The following is a 20662-nucleotide window of genomic DNA, read 5'->3' on the forward strand; positions in this document are numbered from 1 at the left end:
GCTGGGTATTATGCCTCGGCAATTTATTACAACCTATAATTAAGGGATTTTCCATGAACAAGAAAGTACTAATGATTGCTGGTGTTGCTATGACTGCTCTTTTAGGTGGTTGTGCAAACACTACTGCTCTAGAAGAAAGCGTTGCTAACCTAGGCAACAAAGTTGACCAACTATCTTCAGAAGTTAGCTCATTAAAATCTGATCACAGCAAAATGTCTGCTGACATCAAAGATTCTAAAGCTGCATCTATGGACGCTCAAGCAGAAGCTAAGCGTGCAAATGACCGCATCGATAACATGGCTTCTTCTTACAAAAAGTAAGAAACCATGAAAATTAGCTTATTTATATAGGTTGATTATTAAGGCTTGATAATAGTAAATAGACTTTGGTCTTTTACCATTTCAAGCCTTAATTGTATCTGCAGTGTTATAAATCGAATTTTACTCCACCACTTCTAGCCTTATTTAAATTCAACCAATTAAAATTTACGGTTACTTCAAATTTGCCAATTTAGCTGTAATCAACAAATAATCAAACTCCAAACCAGAAACTGAATGACTCTTTATCTCATGCTTAAGTTGGTCATTTATTCGCCAAGCAAGATTATTCATTTCTAATAATGTCATTGCTTGTTCACCAGTAACATCTCCAGTAAATGTAATAGCTTCACTATTAACAACCTCAATGTCTTTAGGTAAATTAAGTATTAAAGACTTTTCTACTAAGTTGTCATAAATTTTTTGCTTGAGTTGCCACAAATGTCTAGGGCCAGGAACGAGCATTAATAAATGACCGCTATCCTTTAATACCCGCAAACATTCCTTCCCTTTTAATGCCACATCAAATAATGACACGATATCAAGACTCTTATCCGCAAAAGGTAATTTCTTATATGGCGTTAAGATTAAGTTTGCTGGCGTATTGTCTTTATTGGCGGCAAATAAACTATTTTCTGCTTCTGAAACGCCCCAATGGGTTAAACCTTCCGCATTGTTATTCTCTGCAAGATGCCTCAAATATAGACCGTCTGTGCAACTAAAATTCAAATGTTGTACCGCTAACTGGCCGTTAGTGAGTTGGTTAAATGAACTCGTTAATCTATCTAATAAAGGTTCAAATAACCCTGAAGCCATTAAAAACCGCTTCGAGCGCAGTTGCTGACGAGACTCAATTGCCCCTTTAAATTTAGTCGAAGTAATAAATGACCAATAACCTTGAGCATGTTTATCAATATGATGTTTATTATCACAATAGAAACCTTGTGAGTCCTGATGGTAATGCAATGAGGTCGCACATTTAGGGCAAATCAGAATTGAATTCATGACAGAGATAACATCCTAGGGCTTGAAGCTAAATTTAAGGAACAAAAAACGGGCACTATCACCCGTTATTTATTTCATCAATCACCCCAGTATAAATACTAAGGGATAACTGATTAATGGTAGCTTATATTACAGGAATATAAAGCCACATAATACCGCGCCGAGCATTAAGCGATACAGAACAAATGGTGTCATACCCATTTTGCTAATTATTTTTAAGAAGAAGAATATACAGGTATAAGCAGCAACAAATGAAACGATAATACCTAGGAAGACTTCGCCATAGTTTATCGCTAAATCCGCTGACACAGCATCTTTCGTCAGCAATATTGCCGCACCTAAAATCACAGGAATTGACATTAAAAATGAGAATCGCGCAGCCGCTTCTTTATTAAGGCCCAACATTAGTGCTGCGGTGATGGTGATACCTGAACGAGAGGTTCCAGGAATAATGGCAAGCGCTTGAGCAAAACCAATTAATAAGGCTTTTCTCCAACCAGTTTGGTACTCAGTTAGCTCGTTGCGGGACATTTTATCGCCAACCCAAAGTAATAAACCAAAAATAACAGTGGTGATAGCAATCACACCAGGGCCACGAAGATAAGTTTCAATTAAATCTTTCGCCATAAAGCCAAAGAACACTGCAGGCAGTGTTGCTAAGATTATCCACCAAGCGAGCTTACTATCTTGGGTATGAACACCTTTAAACATACTGGCAACCCAGGCATTTAGCATTAACCAGATTTCTTTTCTGAAATAAATCACCACTGCTAGTAATGAGCCTATATGCACTGCTACATCAAAAAACAGGCCTTGATCTTCCCAACCTAAAATCTGTGACGGCAAAATCAGATGAGCCGAACTTGAAATGGGTAAAAATTCTGTTAAACCTTGAATGAGGGCCAGAAAAATAACCTGAATGGTTTCCATGATGTTCCTTTAAATATGATTACGTTTCGATTTAACATGTTGATTTACGTGTAAGTACTGCTGGAAACTCAAAATCAATAGGCCAAATATTTTGGCTTGATTGATCATAATCCCCCCAAATAGTTTGGTATGTTTTTTTCTCAATTGGGTGCATAAGTTGAGCTGCTATTTCAGCTAATGGCCACAACACAAAAGCGTTATATAGCACCTCACCTCGAGGAAGCTCTACCGGCTCATGACAAATAACGTCATCATAAAGCAATAGATCAATATCTAAACTTCGAGGGCTAAACTTCTTTTCCCCTCGAATTCGACCATTTTCTTTTTCAATGCGTTTGAATGTCGCGACGACTTCGGTGATGCTCATTTCAGTGTCTGCTGCAGCGACCATATTTAAAAAGTTAGTTCCCTGAAAACCTACCGCTTCACTTTCAAACATACTTGATAATTGTAACTGACCAAATTGTTGCTGCAGATCAATTAACCCTGCCTGCATATGAGCCACAGGATCGATATTAGTGCCTAAACTGATATAAATACGTGCCATTAACTCACTCTTGTAATATAAAAAACAAATATGAAAAGATGATTAAATTGATACAGAAATTTAATTAAATACTGCCACGCTCAATCACTACGCCAACAGACTTTGCGGTGGATACTGCACCAGGTTTCATCACAGCAACTTTTACCCAAAGAACATTAAATTCACTCATTAAGCAATTAGCGACCATTTCAGCAATGGTTTCAATTAACTCAATCGGCTTTTCAGTAATTAAAGCGGTTAAACGATTAGACACAGTTTCATAGCAAAGTGCATGCTGATAATCATCGCTTGCGGCAGCTAATTTATTATCCCAAGCCATATCTAAATCAATCAATAACGTTTGATGTATTTGCTTTTCCCACTCGTAAATACCGATAACGGTTTCAACTTTCAATTCACGAATTAATACTTTATCCATGTGGACTCCACGCTATAGAACTTTTTTCTTTAAATTCAACTGAAAAAGGCTGAAAATGACATCAATTAGCAGTTATTATGGTTTTAGCCTTTTTCCTGAGCAATTAAAGCAGTAGGATAGCGGCTGCATTTATGAATAGACTCTATTCTAAAAGTGCTTTTTAACCCTTTAGTAACGATTAATCTCAAGTGAAATTAATTAATGGGCGATGATACCCTAAGAAGAGTAAGGACACCAATTTGAGCGCTGTTACAATCACAATATTGATGATTATAACCGCCTACTTAGCCGGTTCAATTTCAAGCGCTATTCTTGTATGCAAATTAAGAGGTTTACCCGATCCCCGCACCGAGGGTTCAGGCAATCCTGGCGCAACTAATGTACTTCGTATAGGCGGAGCAAGTTCTGCTGCATTAGTGTTATTTTTTGACATGCTTAAAGGTGCTGCGCCCAGTTATTGCAGTTACTTGCTGGGGCAAGATGCCGTGTCTCTTGGCTTAATTGCTCTTGCGGCTTGTCTTGGACACATATACCCCATTTTCTTTAACTTCAAAGGTGGTAAAGGCGTTGCGACAGCATTTGGTGCAATGGCCCCTATTGGCGGTGATTTAGCTGCTTGTTTATTTGTGACTTGGATAGTTTTTGTCTGTATAACCCGCTACTCATCATTGGCAGCGATTTTAACGGCGGTTCTTGCCCCCATCTACACCTGGTGGTTAGACGATAGATTTATTATTCCCGTTGCCATGTTATCGCTATTAATCGTCATCAGGCATAAAGACAATATAAAACGACTAAGAATTGGTGAAGAAAGTAAGCTGTCTCGCAAGAAGAAACCAAAGAATTAATATCCGCGATGACTTGCTTAACTGTTCATCAAAAACACTTACAATTTTATTCCTCAAAAGTTATCCATAAAAAAACCTAAGCAATGGCTTAGGTTTTATTAAGTTTGAAGACTTAGACTGCTGACAAGGTATCCAATGGCCAGCGAGGTTTACCTTCTACTTCTAATGATTCAGTTTGGCCTACTTTCAAACGCTGTAGTCCAGCAAAAGCAATCATTGCACCATTATCAGTACAAAATTCCCCTCGAGGATAAAATACTTCACCATTTAACTTAGTCATCATTGCGGCTAAGTTTTCTCTTAAGCGGGTGTTTGCACTGACACCACCGGCAACCACTAATCGATTATAACCAGTTTGCTTTAACGCTCGTTGACACTTAATCGCCAATGTATCAACCACAGCTTCTTCAAAAGCTCTAGCAATATTAGCTCGCGTTTGTTCATCATCAGGTTCTTTAGCAATGGTATTCGCAGTGGCTGTTTTAAGTCCTGAAAAGCTAAAATTTAGCCCTGGTTTGTCTGTCATAGGTCTTGGAAACTTATAACCCACGTCCAAGCCTTTTTCAGCCAATTTAGCTAGACGCGGCCCACCTGGATAATCAAGCCCTAAAAGCTTCGCAGTCTTATCAAACGCTTCACCTGCGGCATCATCCACAGACTCGCCTAAAACTTGATAGCGGCCGATACCTTCAACCTGAACCAGCATTGAATGGCCACCAGAGACTAGCAATGCAAGAAAAGGAAACGCTGGCGCATCATCTTCAAGCATCGGCGCTAATAGATGTCCTTCCATATGATGAACACCAATAGCGGGTTTATCCCAAGAGTAGGCTAATGAACGACCAACACATGCACCGACTAGCAATGCACCGATTAAGCCTGGGCCTTTGGTGTATGCAATTCCGTCAATATCATCAACGGTTGAATTTGCATCTTTCAACGCCTGCTTAATTAATGGAATAATTTTACGAACATGATCACGAGATGCTAATTCAGGTACTACACCGCCATAATCAGCATGTAATTTGACTTGGCTATATAAAGCATGGGATAACAACCCTTGTTCATCATCGTATACTGCGATTCCAGTTTCATCACATGATGTTTCAATACCTAAAACCCGCATAGCATCTCATCTTGGTAAATTTGTAAGGGCGGCAATTCTACCTGCTGAGCAGATATTATTCCAGCAGGTAACAAGCAGCCTTTATAAATTATCTAAAATATTTATCAGCGACTATTTTTTACCTTTAAAAATAAAGACAGCTTGTTTACGCTTAGCTGATAACAAAAGGGGTTTACAAAAGCATCGTTCTCGGTGTAAAATTCCGCACCATTTTAAATAGCCTTGGTTAATCTACTAAAACAGGTAGACCCAAATTAACTACACCTAAGGGGTGATGGCGTATGCCAATAATTAAAGTACGTGAAAACGAACCATTCGACGTAGCACTTCGTCGTTTCAAGCGCTCTTGTGAAAAAGCAGGTATCTTAGCTGACGTTCGCGCTCGTGAATTTTACGAGAAGCCTACTTCTGCACGTAAGCGCGCTAAAGCTGCCGCTGTTAAGCGTCTAGCTAAGAAGCTTTCTCGCGAAAACGCACGTCGCGTACGTTTATATTAATCTCACTATGAGCCTAATTGAACAGCTAAAAGACCAAATGAAAGCAGCCATGCGTGCCAAAGATAAGGTGCGCTTGGGGACTATTCGTATGGCACTGTCTGCCGTTAAACAGATTGAAGTGGATACCCGCGAAAATCTGACCGACGAACAGACAATAGCCGTTTTAACCAAAATGGTAAAACAACGTCGCGATTCTATAACTCAATATGAGTCAGCAAATCGCCCGGAGTTAGCCGCAACTGAAGCAGCAGAGATTCAAGTAATTGAAACTTTCTTGCCTTCTCCTTTAACAGAAGAAGAAGTTGCCGCAATCATTGATGAAGCTATCTCTCAGGTAGGTGCATCAACCATGGCGGATATGGGTAAAGTAATGGGAGCATTAAAATCTAAGGTTCAAGGCCGTGCTGATATGGGTGCCATTGGCAGTCAAATTCGTGCTAAATTAAATTAAAAGATTATTAATGTGTGAATAAGCCGTGCACCTTGCACGGCTTGTTTGTTTTATCTATTTGGTAATGCGAGACCTATAGCATTTATGGCGATACCTCGTGATTTTATCAATGAGCTTATAGCAAGAACAGACATTGTTGATCTAATAGATCATCGTGTACCTTTGAAAAAAGCAGGGAAAAATCACTCTGCATGTTGTCCTTTTCATAGCGAAAAATCGCCTTCTTTTACAGTCAGTCAAGACAAGCAATTTTACCACTGCTTTGGTTGTGGTGCTCATGGCAATGCCATTGATTTCATCATGGAATATGATCGATTAGAATTTGTCGACGCCATTGAAGAACTTGCTGGTAAGTTAGGGTTAGATGTACCAAGAGAGCAAGGTACAGGTCCTAAAAAAGATCAAGGTTTAAGCCGTGACTTATACCAATTGATGGAAGAAGCTAATCTTTATTATCAAAATCAATTGCGTCAACATAACGACAAACAGAAAGTAATAGATTATTTAGATTTCAGAGGTCTTTCTACTGATGTAGTAGAGCACTTTGGAATTGGTTTTGCGCCCGATGGTTGGGATGGATTGTTAGGTCGATACCGTCAAAACCCCGCTGCACAAGACAAATTGCTTACCGCCGGCATGTTAATCGCAAACGATAACGGTAAGCGATATGACCGATTTAGAGATCGGTTAATGTTCCCAATTCGAGATCGAAGAGGCAGAGTTGTTGGCTTCGGTGGTCGAGTTTTAGGCGATGGAACACCAAAGTACTTGAATTCTCCAGAAACGCCCATATTTCATAAGGGAAATGAGCTTTACGGTCTTTACGAACTCAAGCAAACACATAGAGATCCTCAACAGGTTTTAATTGTTGAAGGCTATATGGATGTTGTGGCACTTGCCCAATTTGGTGTTGATTATGCCGTAGCTTCTCTGGGCACAGCGACAACGGCTGAACAATTTCAGTTATTAGTACGTAGTGCAAAAGAAGTGGTTTGTTGTTATGACGGTGACAGAGCAGGAAAAGAAGCCGCTTGGCGTGCATTAGAAACCGCACTACCCTTATTAAAGCCTGGCGATGTTGTAAGGTTTATGTTTTTACCACAAGGCGAAGACCCAGATACAATGGTTCGTCAAGTTGGTAAAGATGGATTTGAAAAGTTAATGCTCGATGCCCTCGATTTACCGGCATTCTTATTTGAGACATTAACAACGCAATACGGTACCGACAAAAGCGCATTAGCCAAACAAGCAATGAAGCTTATTGAACGAGTCCAAGATACTGTTTTACAGAATTTATTATTAGAAAATCTAGCGCATAAAATCGGTATGAATAGCGCAGATGATTTAAAGAAAAAACTAGGTTTTACTGTCAAACAGCAACAACCTATGAATAAAAAAGGATTACAAGGACGCGGTACCCCATTGCGATTAGCCATTGCATTGTTAGTACAACGACCTGAGTTAGGTTTTGGCTTAACTGCGCAACCTGCTCTTGCACATTTACAGATTGCAGGCATTAATTTGCTAATTGATTTGTTGAATTTAACTCGAGAAAAAAAGTTTAACAGCGCACAACTACTTGAGATTTATCGCGAGCATGAACAAAAAAATGCCTTGATAAAATTGGCCCAATGGGACCACCAAGTGGCGGATGAGAACTTGATTCAAGAGTTTAAACAAACCCTGATATGGTTGAACAATCAATATATTGAACAACGTTATCAGGAACTGAGTCTTAAACAAACTCTAACTAAAGCTGAAAAAATTCAGCTAACGAAGCTTATTTCGATAATGAAAGGCATTTCTAGCTAACATTTTATTTAAAATGTTTGGTTAAGCAATGCCATGGACTAGCGTACTTTAGTTCATACAGCTATAATTGACGATTTGCTTGACACTGATGCTTCGGCAGGTGTCCAGTCGTTATTTCAGTTACCCAACTTGGATGATATCTATGGAGCATACTCCGCAGTCGCAACTTAAATTGTTGCTTGCTAAAGGTAAAGAGCAAGGTTACTTAACCTATGCTGAAGTCAATGACCACTTGCCAGCTGACATGGTCGATGCAGATCAGATTGAAGATATTGTCCAGATGATCAATGACATGGGCATCCGAGTGTTTGAACAAGCTCCTGATGCCGATGACATGATGATGTCTGAGGACAACACCGATGAAGATGCAGCAGAAGAAGCTGCTGCAGCACTTGCAACGGTAGAGAGTGAATTAGGTCGCACAACAGATCCAGTACGTATGTACATGCGTGAAATGGGTACTGTTGAGCTATTGACCCGCGAAGGCGAAATCGTCATAGCAAAACGTATTGAAGAAGGTATTAATACCGTTCAAAGTTCTGTTTCTGAATACCCGCAAGCCATTGCGATGATTCTTGAACAATTTGATAAGTATGAAGCTGACGAATTACGCTTAACTGACATCATTGCAGGTTTCGTTAACCCTGATGACGATGACGTAGCACCAACAGCAACACACGTTGGTTCTGAGTTATCAGACAAAGAGTTAGCAGATTCAGACGATGACGAAGAAGAAGAGGAAGGTCCTAAAGGTCCGGATCCTGAAGAAGCCAAAGAGAAGTTTACTGAATTACGTACAGTCTATGAAAAAGGCCTAGCGGTAATTGAGAAAAAAGGTCGTGATCATCCTGAAGCCATTGGTGCTTTGTTTGTCATTGGCGAGCTTTTCAAAGAATTCCGTTTGATACCAAAGCAATTTGACCGCTTAGTAAAAAGCATGCGCACCATGATGGACCGCGTACGTGTACAAGAGCGTTTAATTTTAAAACTTTGTGTTGATCAAGCAAAAATGCCGAAGAAAAACTTTGTTAAGTTCTTCACCGGTAATGAAACTGATCTAGCTTGGTTTGAAGCTGAAATGAACAGTAATAAGCCTTACGCTGAAGGCTTACGTTTAGTTAAATTTGATGTCACTCGTTGTAGCAATAAACTTGCAGCAATCGAAAAAGAGACAGGTTTAATCATTCGTGCAATTAAAGACATCAACCGTCGTATGTCAATTGGTGAAGCAAGAGCTCGCCGTGCGAAGAAAGAAATGGTTGAAGCGAACTTACGTCTAGTAATTTCTATTGCTAAAAAATACACCAACCGTGGTTTACAGTTCTTGGATTTGATTCAAGAAGGTAACATTGGTTTGATGAAAGCTGTAGATAAGTTCGAATATCGTCGTGGTTATAAGTTCTCAACTTATGCAACCTGGTGGATCCGTCAGGCGATTACACGTTCTATTGCTGACCAAGCACGTACCATTCGTATTCCAGTACATATGATTGAAACGATTAACAAACTTAATCGTATTTCACGTCAAATGTTACAAGAAATGGGTCGCGAACCAACACCTGAAGAATTATCAGAACGCATGTTAATGCCTGAAGATAAGATTCTAAAAGTGTTGAAAATCGCTAAAGAACCAATTTCAATGGAAACACCTATTGGTGATGATGAAGATTCGCACTTAGGTGACTTCATTGAAGATAACACTCTTGAGCTACCATTAGACTCAGCAACCAGCGAAAGTCTTAAAAATGCCACTCATGAAGTACTTGCAGGCTTAACAGCTCGTGAAGCGAAAGTGTTACGTATGCGTTTTGGTATTGATATGAATACCGACCATACACTTGAAGAAGTGGGTAAGCAGTTTGACGTTACTCGTGAGCGTATTCGTCAAATCGAAGCTAAAGCATTACGTAAATTGCGCCATCCTTCTCGTTCAGAAATTTTGAAGTCTTTCTTAGACGAATAGAACTGCAACGCGAAGTTAACGCAAAGATTAAAAGTCCGTTTATTCGGGCTTTTTTTTGCCTTTAATTTAGCTTTGCCTGTAATAAAATCAGTCAGATTGCTTAACAGATAAGCAATTGAATCTAACAGGGCCATTTCTATGCAATTGGCGGGTGACAACCGTGAAAAAACTTCGTATACTTCTTTCCGCTTTCGATAGTGACGACTATCTTAAGTCGGCCCCTTAGCTCAGTTGGTTAGAGCATACGACTCATAATCGTCAGGTCCCGTGTTCGAGTCACGGAGGGGCCACCAATTTTGATAAGCCGCTTGAATTTATTCAAGCGGCTTTTTCATATCTAAAGCTCAATAACACCTTATTTAATCTTCCACATAAACCTCTCGCCTTAACGACAAGTGTACTTTTCCTGGATCTCACTTCCAGACTCTTTTATAACTTGTTGTAGTACATCTAAATCGATATCCGCTAATTTTTTAATATATAAACAAGAACTTCCCGTTTTATATTTGCCCATCTTTTCGAGTAAATCTTGGATTTCCAAAAAACCTGGCATGATGTATAACACCAAATGTTGTTTCCGTGGTGAAAGCCCGCGACACAGGACTCACCTTCTTTGCCACTGTCGTATTAAATAAGTATAAGCAGAGTGCTCACTTTACGACACCAGATGTAAAGATTGATGTTGGCGGTATCGTCAAAGTAAATGCAGTAAAACAATGCCTATCAATATTGAAGACTCAGGTATTGAACATACTCTAGTGAGTGTTGACGACAATACAGGGCTTGTTGGTGTTCATAGAGGGCGACCTTAGTATTTAGGAATGAAACATATCCGAACTGCTGATAAAACAGAGATCGAATGAGTTTCAAATGGTTTACAAAATAAAAGCTAAATGAAGTTTTAGATTTGTTAGCAGATCGTTTAATTAGCAACGAACAGTAAAAACTTTATATTTTAATTGGTCAGCTTGATGAGAATTGGAAACGTACAGATAAGAGATATTGATTTAATCAGGCTTTGATTGAAGAAATTCAAACTCTTTAGAAAAATCTCAAGCGTTAAAATAACTACAGCTCTTAGAAAAGATTTGAAATGTAGCCAGAATCCCAATTTTTTAAAAAGAGAATTTGTCACTATTATCAAATTTGAACCAAATAGGAGTACTCAAAAGTTAACTTTAATAATTCTGAACATTTTCATGCCCAAACTTTCTGTACAGAATCATTAATATCCATCCCTAGATAACTAAATACACTCTCATGTGAGGCTTACCTGCCTAATATTTTTATACTGAAATATTTATTGCAAATAAATAATTTGGCCCCGCCTTTTCGTCATCCATTGAATCACTAACAGGCTCTTAATACAGGTAAATTACACTAAAAAATAAACCGATGTCGACTATTAATTCGACATCGGCTTATTTAACTACTAAAAAAAGATTAACTAAGTGCGCTAATAATTCAGGCTAATGATTCAGGCTAATAATCACTTATTGCGCTTTAGTATCTGCTGCAAAACCTGTTGCAGCAATAGGCTTAGCTTTTAAAGGCGCGATAGGTTTTTGCGCCATTTCATCTTTTAAATAGCTAATGGCAGTTTCAAGCTGGGCATCTTTTCCAGAGAAGGTCGCAAACGGTAAGTTATTCACTTCAATGTCAGGCTCAACCCCATGCCCTTCAACTATCCAACTGCCATCAATCGCATATTGAGGGTATTCTGCAACTCTCGCCATGCCCTTATCCGTCAAACTATTTCGACCAGAAAGCCATACACCCGCTCCGGCAGTTTGCTTACCGATTAACGGCGCTAAACCTAACGCTTTGATACCTGCAGCGAAAGTTTCACCATCTGAATAAGTCATTTGATCTGTTAGCACCACTAAGTGGCCTCTAAAAGTTTGCTGCATATTGGTGTTAGCAGAACCATGAGTGGGTTGCCAAAATGCCCATGCTCGGCGCAATAACTTTTCAATAATCCAACTATCAATATTACCACCGCGGTTACGACGAACATCGATGATTAAACCATCTTTGTCATAATTGGCATAAAACTCACGGGCAAAGCTTTCAATATCACCTGAGCCCATGGCATACAGATGCAAGTAACCGATATTGCCTTTGCTGGCTTCAGTCACTTTATCAGCATTGGTAGTAACCCAATCAAGATAACGTAACTTGGCATCAGTGCGATTATCGTGAGGAACGACAATCGTTTGATGACGCTCTTTACCACGCTTGAGATCAAGCAAAACTTGTTTATTGGTCTGATTACGCAGCAACTGAGTAACTTGAGCAATATTGGTGATGGGCAGTCCGTTAATCGCTTCGATAATATCTCCCTCAACCGCATCGACTTCGATACGTGCTAACGGTGATGTTTGCGTTGGAAGCTCTGGATCATTGCGGTAAATATGCTTGATCACAATGCCTTTTGAGGTTTGTGATAAACGCGCACCTAGACTTGCTCCTTTCGCCGTCTCATTTTTAGCAATGTCACCACCACGTACTTGAGAATGCAAAGAATTAAGCTCACCCATCATTTGCTTAAAGATATCATTTAGCTCATTTCTATCCGTTAGGCGTGCCAGTAATGGTTGATACTTTTGCTTAACTTCACGCCAATCGACACCACGCATATCCTTATCGAAGAATGAGTCTCGGTGCATTAACCAGGCATCCTCAAATATCTGCTGCCACTCTTGCATTGGTGAGATTGCCAACTGCCATTGTGCGGTATCAAGCTTGGTATTTTTAAGCTCTGCAGGAATTTTATCGCCAGCGGCAACGATATGAAGTTCATTAGGGTTTGACTGTTTTCGCAATAGTAAATTCTCACCATCAGCAGATAATTGATAAGCACTGATATCAGCTGAAAACTCGCTAATTTCTGGTGAGAGACGATCAAATTTAATTAATTTCAAACTGCTTTTATCTGCAGTCTTATCCAACAAATACAGCTTATCTTTAGCAACCGATAAGCTTGAAAAGTTACCTGAACTCACAGGAACTTGCCACAGCCTTAGACTGATATTGTTCCAATCGACTTTCACTTTCTGATCTTTACTGGCATTACTGCTGAACTCTTTAGCATCCGCAATCATGCTGCTGTTAAGCTCAGTCGGTTTAACAAAAGGGAAGACTGCTTTGTCTGTTAGCGCAATGGCAAACACTTGAGTGCGTTTATCAAAAATAGGTCCCATGTTTCTGTCACCCCAAGGCGAACCCGGTGTGGCGTCAAAGTGACGTGAAGACAAGAAATACAGCCATTGCCCGTCAGGACTAAAGCTCGGTGAGTAGGACTCGTATTTATCAGTGGTAATGGCTTGAGCTTTATCGCCAGCAACCGAGTAAAGTACGATTTGCGGACGCTGTTGACCCATTTCAAATTTAGTCAGGGCAATAAACTGGCTATCACCAGACCAAACGATATCAGGATATTCACCAAGGCCTTCACCATTGGTAATAATTTTTGTATTTTTAGATTTCTTTATATCAAGCAACCACACGTTACCGTCATAGTCATCATGAGCAATGAAACGGCCATCTGGCGATAAATGAATGCTAGTTCTAAGTGTGCTGCCATCTTTAGTGAGCTGTTTAGCGCCAGCGCTACCATCAGCAGGGAATTGCCAGATTTCTTGCTCGCCAGAGGCATCACTGATGCCGTAGACCCAATTTCCATCAACACTTAAGGATGCATTTCTAATGCGTGCATTAGCTGGTGATTGGATTTGAACAAGGCGACTTCCGTCATGGCTGGCAACAGCCACATGACTTCTGGCTGTAATAACGGCTTTATCACCTGTGGCTGCTAACTCAATTGAAGTAGCAAACGTCATTGGATCTTTTACCCAATGTTCGCGTCGATGAGGGTAATCAGACGTTAAGTTGATATCAAGTAGTGCCGTACTGTCATCATTGATGCTAAAAACTTTGATATCGGCGCCATGCTGGAATACCACTCGACCATCATTAAGTTGCGCATCACGGACTTTCCAATCGCTAAATTCGGTATGTTGCTTTATTCCATTTCCATCAAGACCCATTGACCAAATATTGTCGTTACCCGATTGGTCGCTGATAAAGTAAACACGCTTTTGCCATAACATTGGCAGTCTTACAGAACCTTGATGACTTGCTGTTAGTTTTTGCGCTTCTTGTTTACTGCCTAATTTGAATCGCCAGATCTCCCCTAACGCACCGCCGCGATACACTTTGGCATTATCACCACTGGTTTGCAGGCCAAACTGAGTAAAGTATACATACTCTCCGGCATCATCAATCACACCTTCTATTGCGTCTGCAAGTGGCAGATTAGTTAAGGCTAACGTCTGTGGGTTAACCGTTTTAAGCACCCAATAATTGGCGGGACCATGGGCATTATCGGTGGCATATAAAATCTCACCTGTAGCGGTCCAACCTTGTAATCTAACTCGACTGTTTTCAAAGCTGACTCGCTTGGCGACGCCACCCGTAATTGGCATCACATAGACTTCTGTTGCGCCGTCATAATTAGCGCTATAAGCGACCCAGTTACCATCTTTTGAAATGGTTGCATCAATTTCTTCTGCTGCTTGGGTGGTTAACCTTGTGGCTGATGATTGATTTAACTGACTTAACCAAAGGTCCCCTTCGGCGGTAAATACCAGGGTTTGATCATGAAGCGCTGGTGCGCGGTAATAACCTTGATGATCAGAATTGGCCGCTAAGGCTGATGTGCTTAATAGCCCAAGCGCCAGCAAGCACGCGCTAACAGAATGACGAAGTTTCATAATCAGAAAAATCCTTGTAAATATTATTATTTCCAAGCAATCAAACTAGCAAAATTACAGCCATTTAGCAGCATACAAGATGGAATTTATGACGATTAAAATAGATGATTTTGTAACAATTAATCTTTTAAGTGCAATAAAAAAGGTAACAACAATGCGTTGTTACCTTTAGTGAAGTAGATTTTGAGCTTATTTCGAAATGAGTGACTCAACGTTAAGTCACTATTCCTGTAATTATCCCAGTAATCACGCAGCTATTACTGGGTGGTTAATCGCTGTTTTAGCTGTTGATATTGCTGGTGCTGTGGATGGTCAAGATTCACAATGTTTGGAAATCTCTGTTCAATAGTCATCAGATAATGCTCAGCTTGTACAAGTTGATTACTCTCCACCAGCTCAGCTAAATGCGCTATCGCTTTGGGCGCTGAATCATGCTCCATTATAGGAGCGGTAAAAAAATCACTTTCCACTTTAGCGGCCTGTATTTTCACCTGACTTCGTTCTAGTGGTTTATATTGCGAACTATTTGAAACATTATCAGGCGTTGCATCAACGGCTGGATCATCAAAACCTGAGCGTGATAAAGGCATCGAGCTTGGATTCATCTGTTCGGCCTTTTGCTGAAACTCGGCTGCTGGTTGAACAGACATTGGCGCAACTTGCTCAGATTTAGATGCAGTGGCAGGAGCTGATTCATTTTCAGGAATCAATTCAGCAGGTGGTGTTAAATCTGAAGTCACGGACATAGGCATCGGCTGATCTGACGCTGGCAACAATGGAATACTGTCATCAGCATCGATAATAGCGTGCTGGTTGAAACTTGGGTTAAGTAACATAACACTGGCAACTATCATCACAGATGCGGCTGTTGATAGGCCGACTCGGTGCTTGTTCCAGAAATTAACTTTGACGACTTCAGCTTGCGCGCTAGCGCGGTAAATATTGCTCGTTTTAGCATGCTTAGCACTGAGTTTTGCTTGAGCTAAAATTGCCGCATCGATCGCTTCTGGTGGTCTTTCTAAATGTTGCTGTTGATACAATGCTTTAATTTCTTGCTGCAAAACGGCGAAGTTTTCATCGGTCATTTCGTTAACCGATTCATTATTAACTGGTTTTGAACCATCATTATCTGTTGTATCACTCATGATCCGCCCCTTGCCACTTATTCGCTACACATTGTTTAATACTTTGATACGCATAGCGAATACGGCTTTTAGTTGCCTCTAATGTGACATCAGCAATGTCGCTTATTGCAGCTGCTGTTAAGCCTAACTCTATATTGAGTAAAAATGCTTCTTTCTGTAATTGCGGTAATTTGCTTATACAGGTTTTTAGCAACATGCTTTTTTGCTCATCAATAAGTTGCTCATCTGGTCGGCTGTGATTCGCTGAACCTGTCGCACTTTCCTCAAAACTGTCCATCCCCTCTTCGGCGGTATCTTCAAGCTTATCGAGAGGCTTTACCGCCCGTACATGGTCAATCAATAAATTATGCGCAATTCGATATACCCAGGTAGTAAACTTTGCCGTAACTTGATAGCTGCTAGCAGCCTTGATGACTTTGCCCCAAGTATCTTGGTAAAGATCTTCAGCTAACTGATTGTCACTCACTTGCCTAACAAAGTATCGATATAAAGGGCCTTTATGCTTGGTATACAATTGCTCAAAAGCAACCGAGTCACCTTGTTGATAGTTCAACATTAATTGCTCATCAGATAATACTGTCGTTTTGTCATTCACTGCAGGCAGCCTTGGTATGTTTACTGTTTAAGTCACTTTAAACAGTGTGCCCAGCGATAATGACAATGTCTACTAAATACCCGCTTAACCGATTAATTTAATAGTGACTTTAGCGCTGATTTAGGCGGTATTGGTGTTGGTTTATCACCTATGGGATAACCCGTTTTTGGCTTTTTATCATAAATAGGTTTTGGCATTGGATAAGGTTCGCGCTGATGTGGTTTTAATTTATTTATCGGTTGAGTGCTCGACACCTCAAATGCCTGTTTAGCTATACTAACGAACTCTTCGCGCTGACCTTGTAAATCTTCACCCTTTGACTCAATTGCAATAGAGATAACATCATTATAATTGAACTGGTGTACGTAGTTATTCGCATTAATGAGTTGCCCTAAACCTGCTACCGCTGCTGCAAAACGAAAATTATCAGTGGCTTGCTCAAAGAACTTATCTTTTAGAGCCATGCCAATGGTTATATTGCTCACAAACTGCTGTGTTGAACTAGAACGTGCATCTTGCAAGGACAACTCTGCAAGGCTATCGGCACTCAATTGACCTTCAATATATCGACCTGCACTGTATCGACCTGTACTTTTTTGTTTATCACTAGTTCGTTTATCAATAACTTGTTCATCATTAGTTTGCTCACCCAAAGTGTATGAATTATGTTCATTTTGACGTAATTCATACAGTGCTGTGTATTGTCCATATTGATTCACTGGAATATTTTGGGCTCGACTATCGTTATTTTGCTTAGCATAATTTGAATAATCATGTTCAAAGCCCACTAAGCGGTACTCTGAAATCAGCTTTGGGTTAAATCGTAATTGTGCTTGAACAAATGGAAAACTAAATTTGGCCTTATCACTTGCCTTATCTGTCAGCTTTATCTGAATCAATAACAACAAGGTATCAGCGTTGTAAGGTGACGGCGCTAGCTCGGTATACATTGCATAATTCTTTGACAGCGTTTGATAATCTGCAAAATCGTATTTAAAGCTATTGAGTAAATACTGGCTATGAATAATATTTTTCGCGGGTAATTCTTTATTTTCAAGGTACTGCTTTAACAAACTATAGTCGTCATCATCAGTTTTAAATGTCAGCCTTGACTCTGGCGTTTCGCCTGTCACCATATTACCGCCATGTCCATCCAACACTAAACGATGATGAGTGTTATAACCTCGTTTGATCGGCGGGTAATTTGGCTTTATTGGGTTTGCCGTCGGATTATCGACTCTAGCTTGAACCACTGCGGGTTGTGATATTGGTTCAACAGAAACGGGAGGGTTATCCGCAGCAATAACGTTAAAACCGACTAACGTCAGTAATACTAAATTGTAAGCTTGAGACTTGATTAGCGTATTCATTATTCACTCCATTAATAGCTGCAATACTATTATTAACGGAGATAACCTTAAAAAGGGTTATTTATTTTCAAAATAAGTGAATTAATCAATTTAAGTGATCCCAAAAGCATGATTAATTGCTCGTAAACACTTTCTCTAATTCGGGGATCAAGATAACTTTCTCCTGCTCTCCAAAAAAATCACTGTGCATTCGAATAAATGACTCCTGGAAACTTTGCTGCTGCATGACTTTATTAATTTCGTTGATAATATTGTCGCCTAAGTCGCCTTTTGAACAAGCAATATAGCCATAAATGGGTTCATCCACATGGCGAATGGGGATTGATTGAAATGGCATCTGATGTTTTTTCTCCCTTAAGTACGCATCAAAAACTTCAGTATATTCAATAATGCCTAACACCCTTTCCGCTTCAAGCATCTCAATGAGCTTATTTGACGAGTCCATGCCACCACGGATATAAAACTGGTGTGGATCTTTCGCAATTTGCTTATCAAGATACACTCCATATGCACGATCTTTAACAATACCGATTTGGCCTTGAGTATTTTCAGGAAGATTCGCTAAATCAAAATCATCTTCGAAAAAATGACGATTCTTGTCGAGCACAATTAATCTAATGGGAGGATAAATACTAATAGGAAAACGAGAAAAGTTCGCTACGCTTAATCGTTCGGGAGTTTTAATTTTATTGAACATACAGCTATTTTGCTGCTTGGTTAATTCTAACCAGCCACGGGTCATACTGACCTGCTGTTGCTCAAAGGTAAGTTGATTATCACTAAACTCAGTTAACAATGAAATGGCTTCCATTTCATCATTACCTTCAATAGCGACAATGGTTTCATCAACTTCAGCCAGCATTACAACGTGTGTAACAGCAAAAGTCGTGTGGTGTATTAACAAAAAACATGAACAAAAACAAAAAACTAGTCCCTTAGTCTTTAACCTTTGGAATGTCATAGTCTGACCCCGAGTTTAAAGCCTATTTCACTAACATTAGATCAGAGTTTTAGCATTCGCAATCAGAAACTGAGTTTCAGCCGCAAAAAACACTGAAATGCAGCGAAACCTTAGCCAACATGATATTATCTAGCCCCTTTTTTATAGGTGCAAAAATGCAGCCTATAATGCCTGTACCCTATGCAGGTATAAGTAAAAATATTCTAATATAATAAGTGTGTTAAGGAGTTATCATGCAAGCCCTTGTTGCCGTAGTAATGGGATCTAAAAGTGATTGGCCTACCATGGAAGCAGCCGCTGAAATAATGGATAAGCTTCAAGTGCCGTATCACGTTGAAGTCGTCTCAGCGCACCGTACTCCTGACAAACTAATGGATTTTGCAAGCACTGCTGTAGATAAAGGCTTCAAAGTCATTATCGGTGGTGCGGGTGGTGCAGCACATCTACCCGGAATGATTGCTTCAAAAACGCGTTTGCCAGTACTGGGCGTCCCGGTACAAAGCAAAGCTTTATCAGGTATGGATAGCTTACTTTCTATCGTGCAAATGCCTAAAGGAATTGCCGTAGGTACTTTGGCTATTGGTACTGCTGGTGCATTCAATGCAGGCTTACTAGCAAGCCAAATTTTAGCAATTGAAGATAGTGAACTTGCTGCTCGCTTGGATGCATTCCGCGAGGAACAAACTAACACTATTCTTGAAAATCCAGATCCGAGGGAAGCTTAATGCCTAAGCAAGACTCTCAGCCGACACAAGCTAAACAACATAATGTTTGGGTGCTAGGCGATGGCCAATTAGGTGCGATGCTATCTCATGCTGGTCAACCATTGGCAATCAATGTCCGCCCAGTGGATATTATGACGCCATCAGATGAACAGTTACCACTGAGTGATAATGACGTCATCACTGCAGAAAGAGAGCAATGGCCTGAATCAAATCTGAGCCTACAGTTAAGTGAACATAAGCACTTTATTAATGGACCAGTATTTGGCCGTCTTGCTGATCGTTTTACCCAAAAAAGTTTACTTGATGAATTGGCGGTTCCTACTTCGCCTTGGGAACTCGTTGACGATAATACTCAGACAGCTAAATTGCATCAGCAATATGGCGAACGCGTATTATTAAAGCGCCGCACAGGCGGTTATGACGGTAAAGGCCAGCATTGGCTAAAACAAGCTGAGTCGACTTCGATTCCTGCTGATTGGCGCAATGAAGCGATTGCTGAACAGGCAATCAATTTTGATGAAGAAATATCATTAGTCGGTGTACGCACTAAATCAGGTGAATGTCTGTTTTATCCACTGACACTAAATCTGCATCAAGATGGTATTTTAATGGCGTCAATCGCGCCATTAGCCCGTTTAAGCCATTTACAAACCCAAGCGGAAGGCATGCTTAGCAAAATAATGCATGAACTTGAGTACGTGGGCGTAATGGCGATGGAATGTTTCCGTGTTGGTGAAGATTTACTGGTTAATGAATTAGCACCTCGAGTTCATAACTCTGGCCATTGGACACAATCTGGTTGTCACATAAACCAGTTTGAACTGCATCTTCGCGCTTTATGCGAATTACCAATGCATACCCCTCAAGTAAACCATCAATGTGTCATGGTGAACTTAATCGGTGTTGATAAAGATGATCGCTGGTTGAGCTTACCGAATGCTGAATTATTCTGGTATAACAAAGAAGTGAGAGTCGGTCGTAAAGTCGGTCACTTAAACTTATCTGTGCATAATAATGCGATGCTAAATGACAGTATTAACAAGCTTCAGCAATGGATGCCAGAGCAATATCAAGCTCCGCTAGCCTGGATACTTGAAGAGTTTAGCGCTAACTAATTAGCGGCTAATTAGCCACTAATTAGTTAACATTAAAAAAGGAGCCTAGGCTCCTTTTTTGT

The 20662-nt window shown here is 40.1% G+C and carries 19 protein-coding genes and 1 tRNA gene; 9 read left to right on the forward strand and 11 right to left on the reverse strand.

All coding sequences use genetic code 11. The annotated features are described in order from the left end of the window. The first annotated feature begins 53 nt into the window (after positions 1 to 53). A complete protein-coding gene (locus tag FPK91_RS07940) occupies positions 54 to 320 on the forward strand; it encodes an Lpp/OprI family alanine-zipper lipoprotein (protein ID WP_144210251.1) in 267 nt (88 codons plus the stop codon). Between the two features lie 171 nt (positions 321 to 491). Here FPK91_RS07940 and FPK91_RS07945 read toward each other — a convergent pair whose 3' ends face one another. The 4 genes from FPK91_RS07945 to folB form a co-directional block, all read right to left on the reverse strand. After that, positions 492 to 1322, reverse strand: a complete 831-nt coding sequence (locus tag FPK91_RS07945) for a methyltransferase domain-containing protein (RefSeq protein ID WP_144210253.1) — start codon at positions 1320 to 1322, stop codon at positions 492 to 494. 129 nt (positions 1323 to 1451) lie between these two features. Next, the gene (locus FPK91_RS07950; protein ID WP_144210255.1) at positions 1452 to 2252 is read right to left on the reverse strand and encodes an undecaprenyl-diphosphate phosphatase; all 801 of its coding nucleotides are present in this window, start codon (positions 2250 to 2252) and stop codon (positions 1452 to 1454) included. 31 nt (positions 2253 to 2283) lie between these two features. Beyond that, positions 2284 to 2799 carry a 2-amino-4-hydroxy-6-hydroxymethyldihydropteridine diphosphokinase gene (folK, locus tag FPK91_RS07955; RefSeq protein ID WP_144210257.1) on the reverse strand — a complete coding sequence of 172 codons (516 nt, stop codon included), beginning with the start codon at positions 2797 to 2799 and terminating at the stop codon, positions 2284 to 2286. A gap of 64 nt (positions 2800 to 2863) precedes the next feature. Then, entirely contained in the window at positions 2864 to 3217 is a 354-nt protein-coding gene (folB, locus tag FPK91_RS07960; protein ID WP_144210259.1) for a dihydroneopterin aldolase, read from the reverse strand. 239 nt (positions 3218 to 3456) lie between these two features. Here folB and plsY point away from each other — a divergent pair, with 239 nt between their 5' ends. Further along, entirely contained in the window at positions 3457 to 4065 is a 609-nt protein-coding gene (gene plsY / locus FPK91_RS07965; RefSeq protein WP_144210261.1) for a glycerol-3-phosphate 1-O-acyltransferase PlsY, read from the forward strand. A 112-nt stretch (positions 4066 to 4177) separates the two neighbouring features. Here the strand turns inward: plsY and tsaD are convergent, their stop codons facing one another. Further along, positions 4178 to 5191, reverse strand: a complete 1014-nt coding sequence (gene tsaD / locus FPK91_RS07970) for a tRNA (adenosine(37)-N6)-threonylcarbamoyltransferase complex transferase subunit TsaD (RefSeq protein ID WP_144210263.1) — start codon at positions 5189 to 5191, stop codon at positions 4178 to 4180. A gap of 281 nt (positions 5192 to 5472) precedes the next feature. Between tsaD and rpsU the strand changes: the two genes are divergently transcribed. From rpsU to FPK91_RS07995, 5 genes are all read left to right on the forward strand, one after another. Continuing rightward, complete coding sequence (rpsU, locus tag FPK91_RS07975; RefSeq protein ID WP_055024252.1) at positions 5473 to 5688, forward strand: 30S ribosomal protein S21; 216 nt, start codon at positions 5473 to 5475, stop codon at positions 5686 to 5688. Between the two features lie 7 nt (positions 5689 to 5695). After that, entirely contained in the window at positions 5696 to 6139 is a 444-nt protein-coding gene (locus FPK91_RS07980; protein ID WP_144210265.1) for a GatB/YqeY domain-containing protein, read from the forward strand. A gap of 84 nt (positions 6140 to 6223) precedes the next feature. Continuing rightward, positions 6224 to 7951 (forward strand): DNA primase, encoded by a 1728-nt coding sequence (gene dnaG / locus FPK91_RS07985; protein ID WP_144210267.1) that lies wholly within the window; start codon positions 6224 to 6226, stop codon positions 7949 to 7951. Positions 7952 to 8093: 142 nt separating this feature from the next. Beyond that, positions 8094 to 9914: an RNA polymerase sigma factor RpoD gene (gene rpoD / locus FPK91_RS07990; protein ID WP_144210269.1), complete on the forward strand. Its 1821-nt coding sequence runs from the start codon at positions 8094 to 8096 to the stop codon at positions 9912 to 9914. 216 nt (positions 9915 to 10130) lie between these two features. After that, a tRNA-Ile gene (locus tag FPK91_RS07995) sits at positions 10131 to 10207 on the forward strand. 92 nt (positions 10208 to 10299) lie between these two features. Here the strand turns inward: FPK91_RS07995 and FPK91_RS21255 are convergent. The 6 genes from FPK91_RS21255 to FPK91_RS08025 form a co-directional block, all read right to left on the reverse strand. Next, positions 10300 to 10467, reverse strand: coding sequence for a DUF1801 domain-containing protein (locus FPK91_RS21255; RefSeq protein WP_144210271.1), 168 nt, complete (start codon positions 10465 to 10467; stop codon positions 10300 to 10302). 940 nt (positions 10468 to 11407) lie between these two features. Beyond that, a complete protein-coding gene (locus FPK91_RS08005; RefSeq protein WP_144210273.1) occupies positions 11408 to 14689 on the reverse strand; it encodes a S41 family peptidase in 3282 nt (1093 codons plus the stop codon). 257 nt (positions 14690 to 14946) lie between these two features. Beyond that, on the reverse strand, positions 14947 to 15834 hold the full coding sequence (locus FPK91_RS08010) for a hypothetical protein (RefSeq protein WP_144210275.1): 888 nt from the start codon (positions 15832 to 15834) through the stop codon (positions 14947 to 14949). Then, the gene (locus FPK91_RS08015; protein WP_144214256.1) at positions 15827 to 16390 is read right to left on the reverse strand and encodes a sigma-70 family RNA polymerase sigma factor; all 564 of its coding nucleotides are present in this window, start codon (positions 16388 to 16390) and stop codon (positions 15827 to 15829) included. Before FPK91_RS08015 ends, FPK91_RS08010 begins: the two co-directional genes overlap by 8 nt. Positions 16391 to 16521: 131 nt before the next feature. Then, positions 16522 to 17799, reverse strand: coding sequence for a YfbK domain-containing protein (locus tag FPK91_RS08020; protein ID WP_144210277.1), 1278 nt, complete (start codon positions 17797 to 17799; stop codon positions 16522 to 16524). A gap of 112 nt (positions 17800 to 17911) precedes the next feature. Further along, on the reverse strand, positions 17912 to 18661 hold the full coding sequence (locus FPK91_RS08025; RefSeq protein WP_144210279.1) for a hypothetical protein: 750 nt from the start codon (positions 18659 to 18661) through the stop codon (positions 17912 to 17914). Between the two features lie 332 nt (positions 18662 to 18993). Between FPK91_RS08025 and purE the strand changes: the two genes are divergently transcribed. Together purE and purK are read left to right on the forward strand one after the other, a co-directional pair. Next, positions 18994 to 19485 carry a 5-(carboxyamino)imidazole ribonucleotide mutase gene (gene purE, locus FPK91_RS08030; protein ID WP_144210281.1) on the forward strand — a complete coding sequence of 164 codons (492 nt, stop codon included), beginning with the start codon at positions 18994 to 18996 and terminating at the stop codon, positions 19483 to 19485. Beyond that, the gene (gene purK, locus FPK91_RS08035; protein ID WP_144210283.1) at positions 19485 to 20600 is read left to right on the forward strand and encodes a 5-(carboxyamino)imidazole ribonucleotide synthase; all 1116 of its coding nucleotides are present in this window, start codon (positions 19485 to 19487) and stop codon (positions 20598 to 20600) included. The genes purE and purK overlap by 1 nt, the downstream gene beginning before the upstream one ends. Positions 20601 to 20662: the final 62 nt, after the last annotated feature.

The sequence above is a fragment of the Shewanella donghaensis genome, from assembly GCF_007567505.1.
In the GTDB taxonomy this organism is placed as follows: domain Bacteria; phylum Pseudomonadota; class Gammaproteobacteria; order Enterobacterales; family Shewanellaceae; genus Shewanella; species Shewanella donghaensis.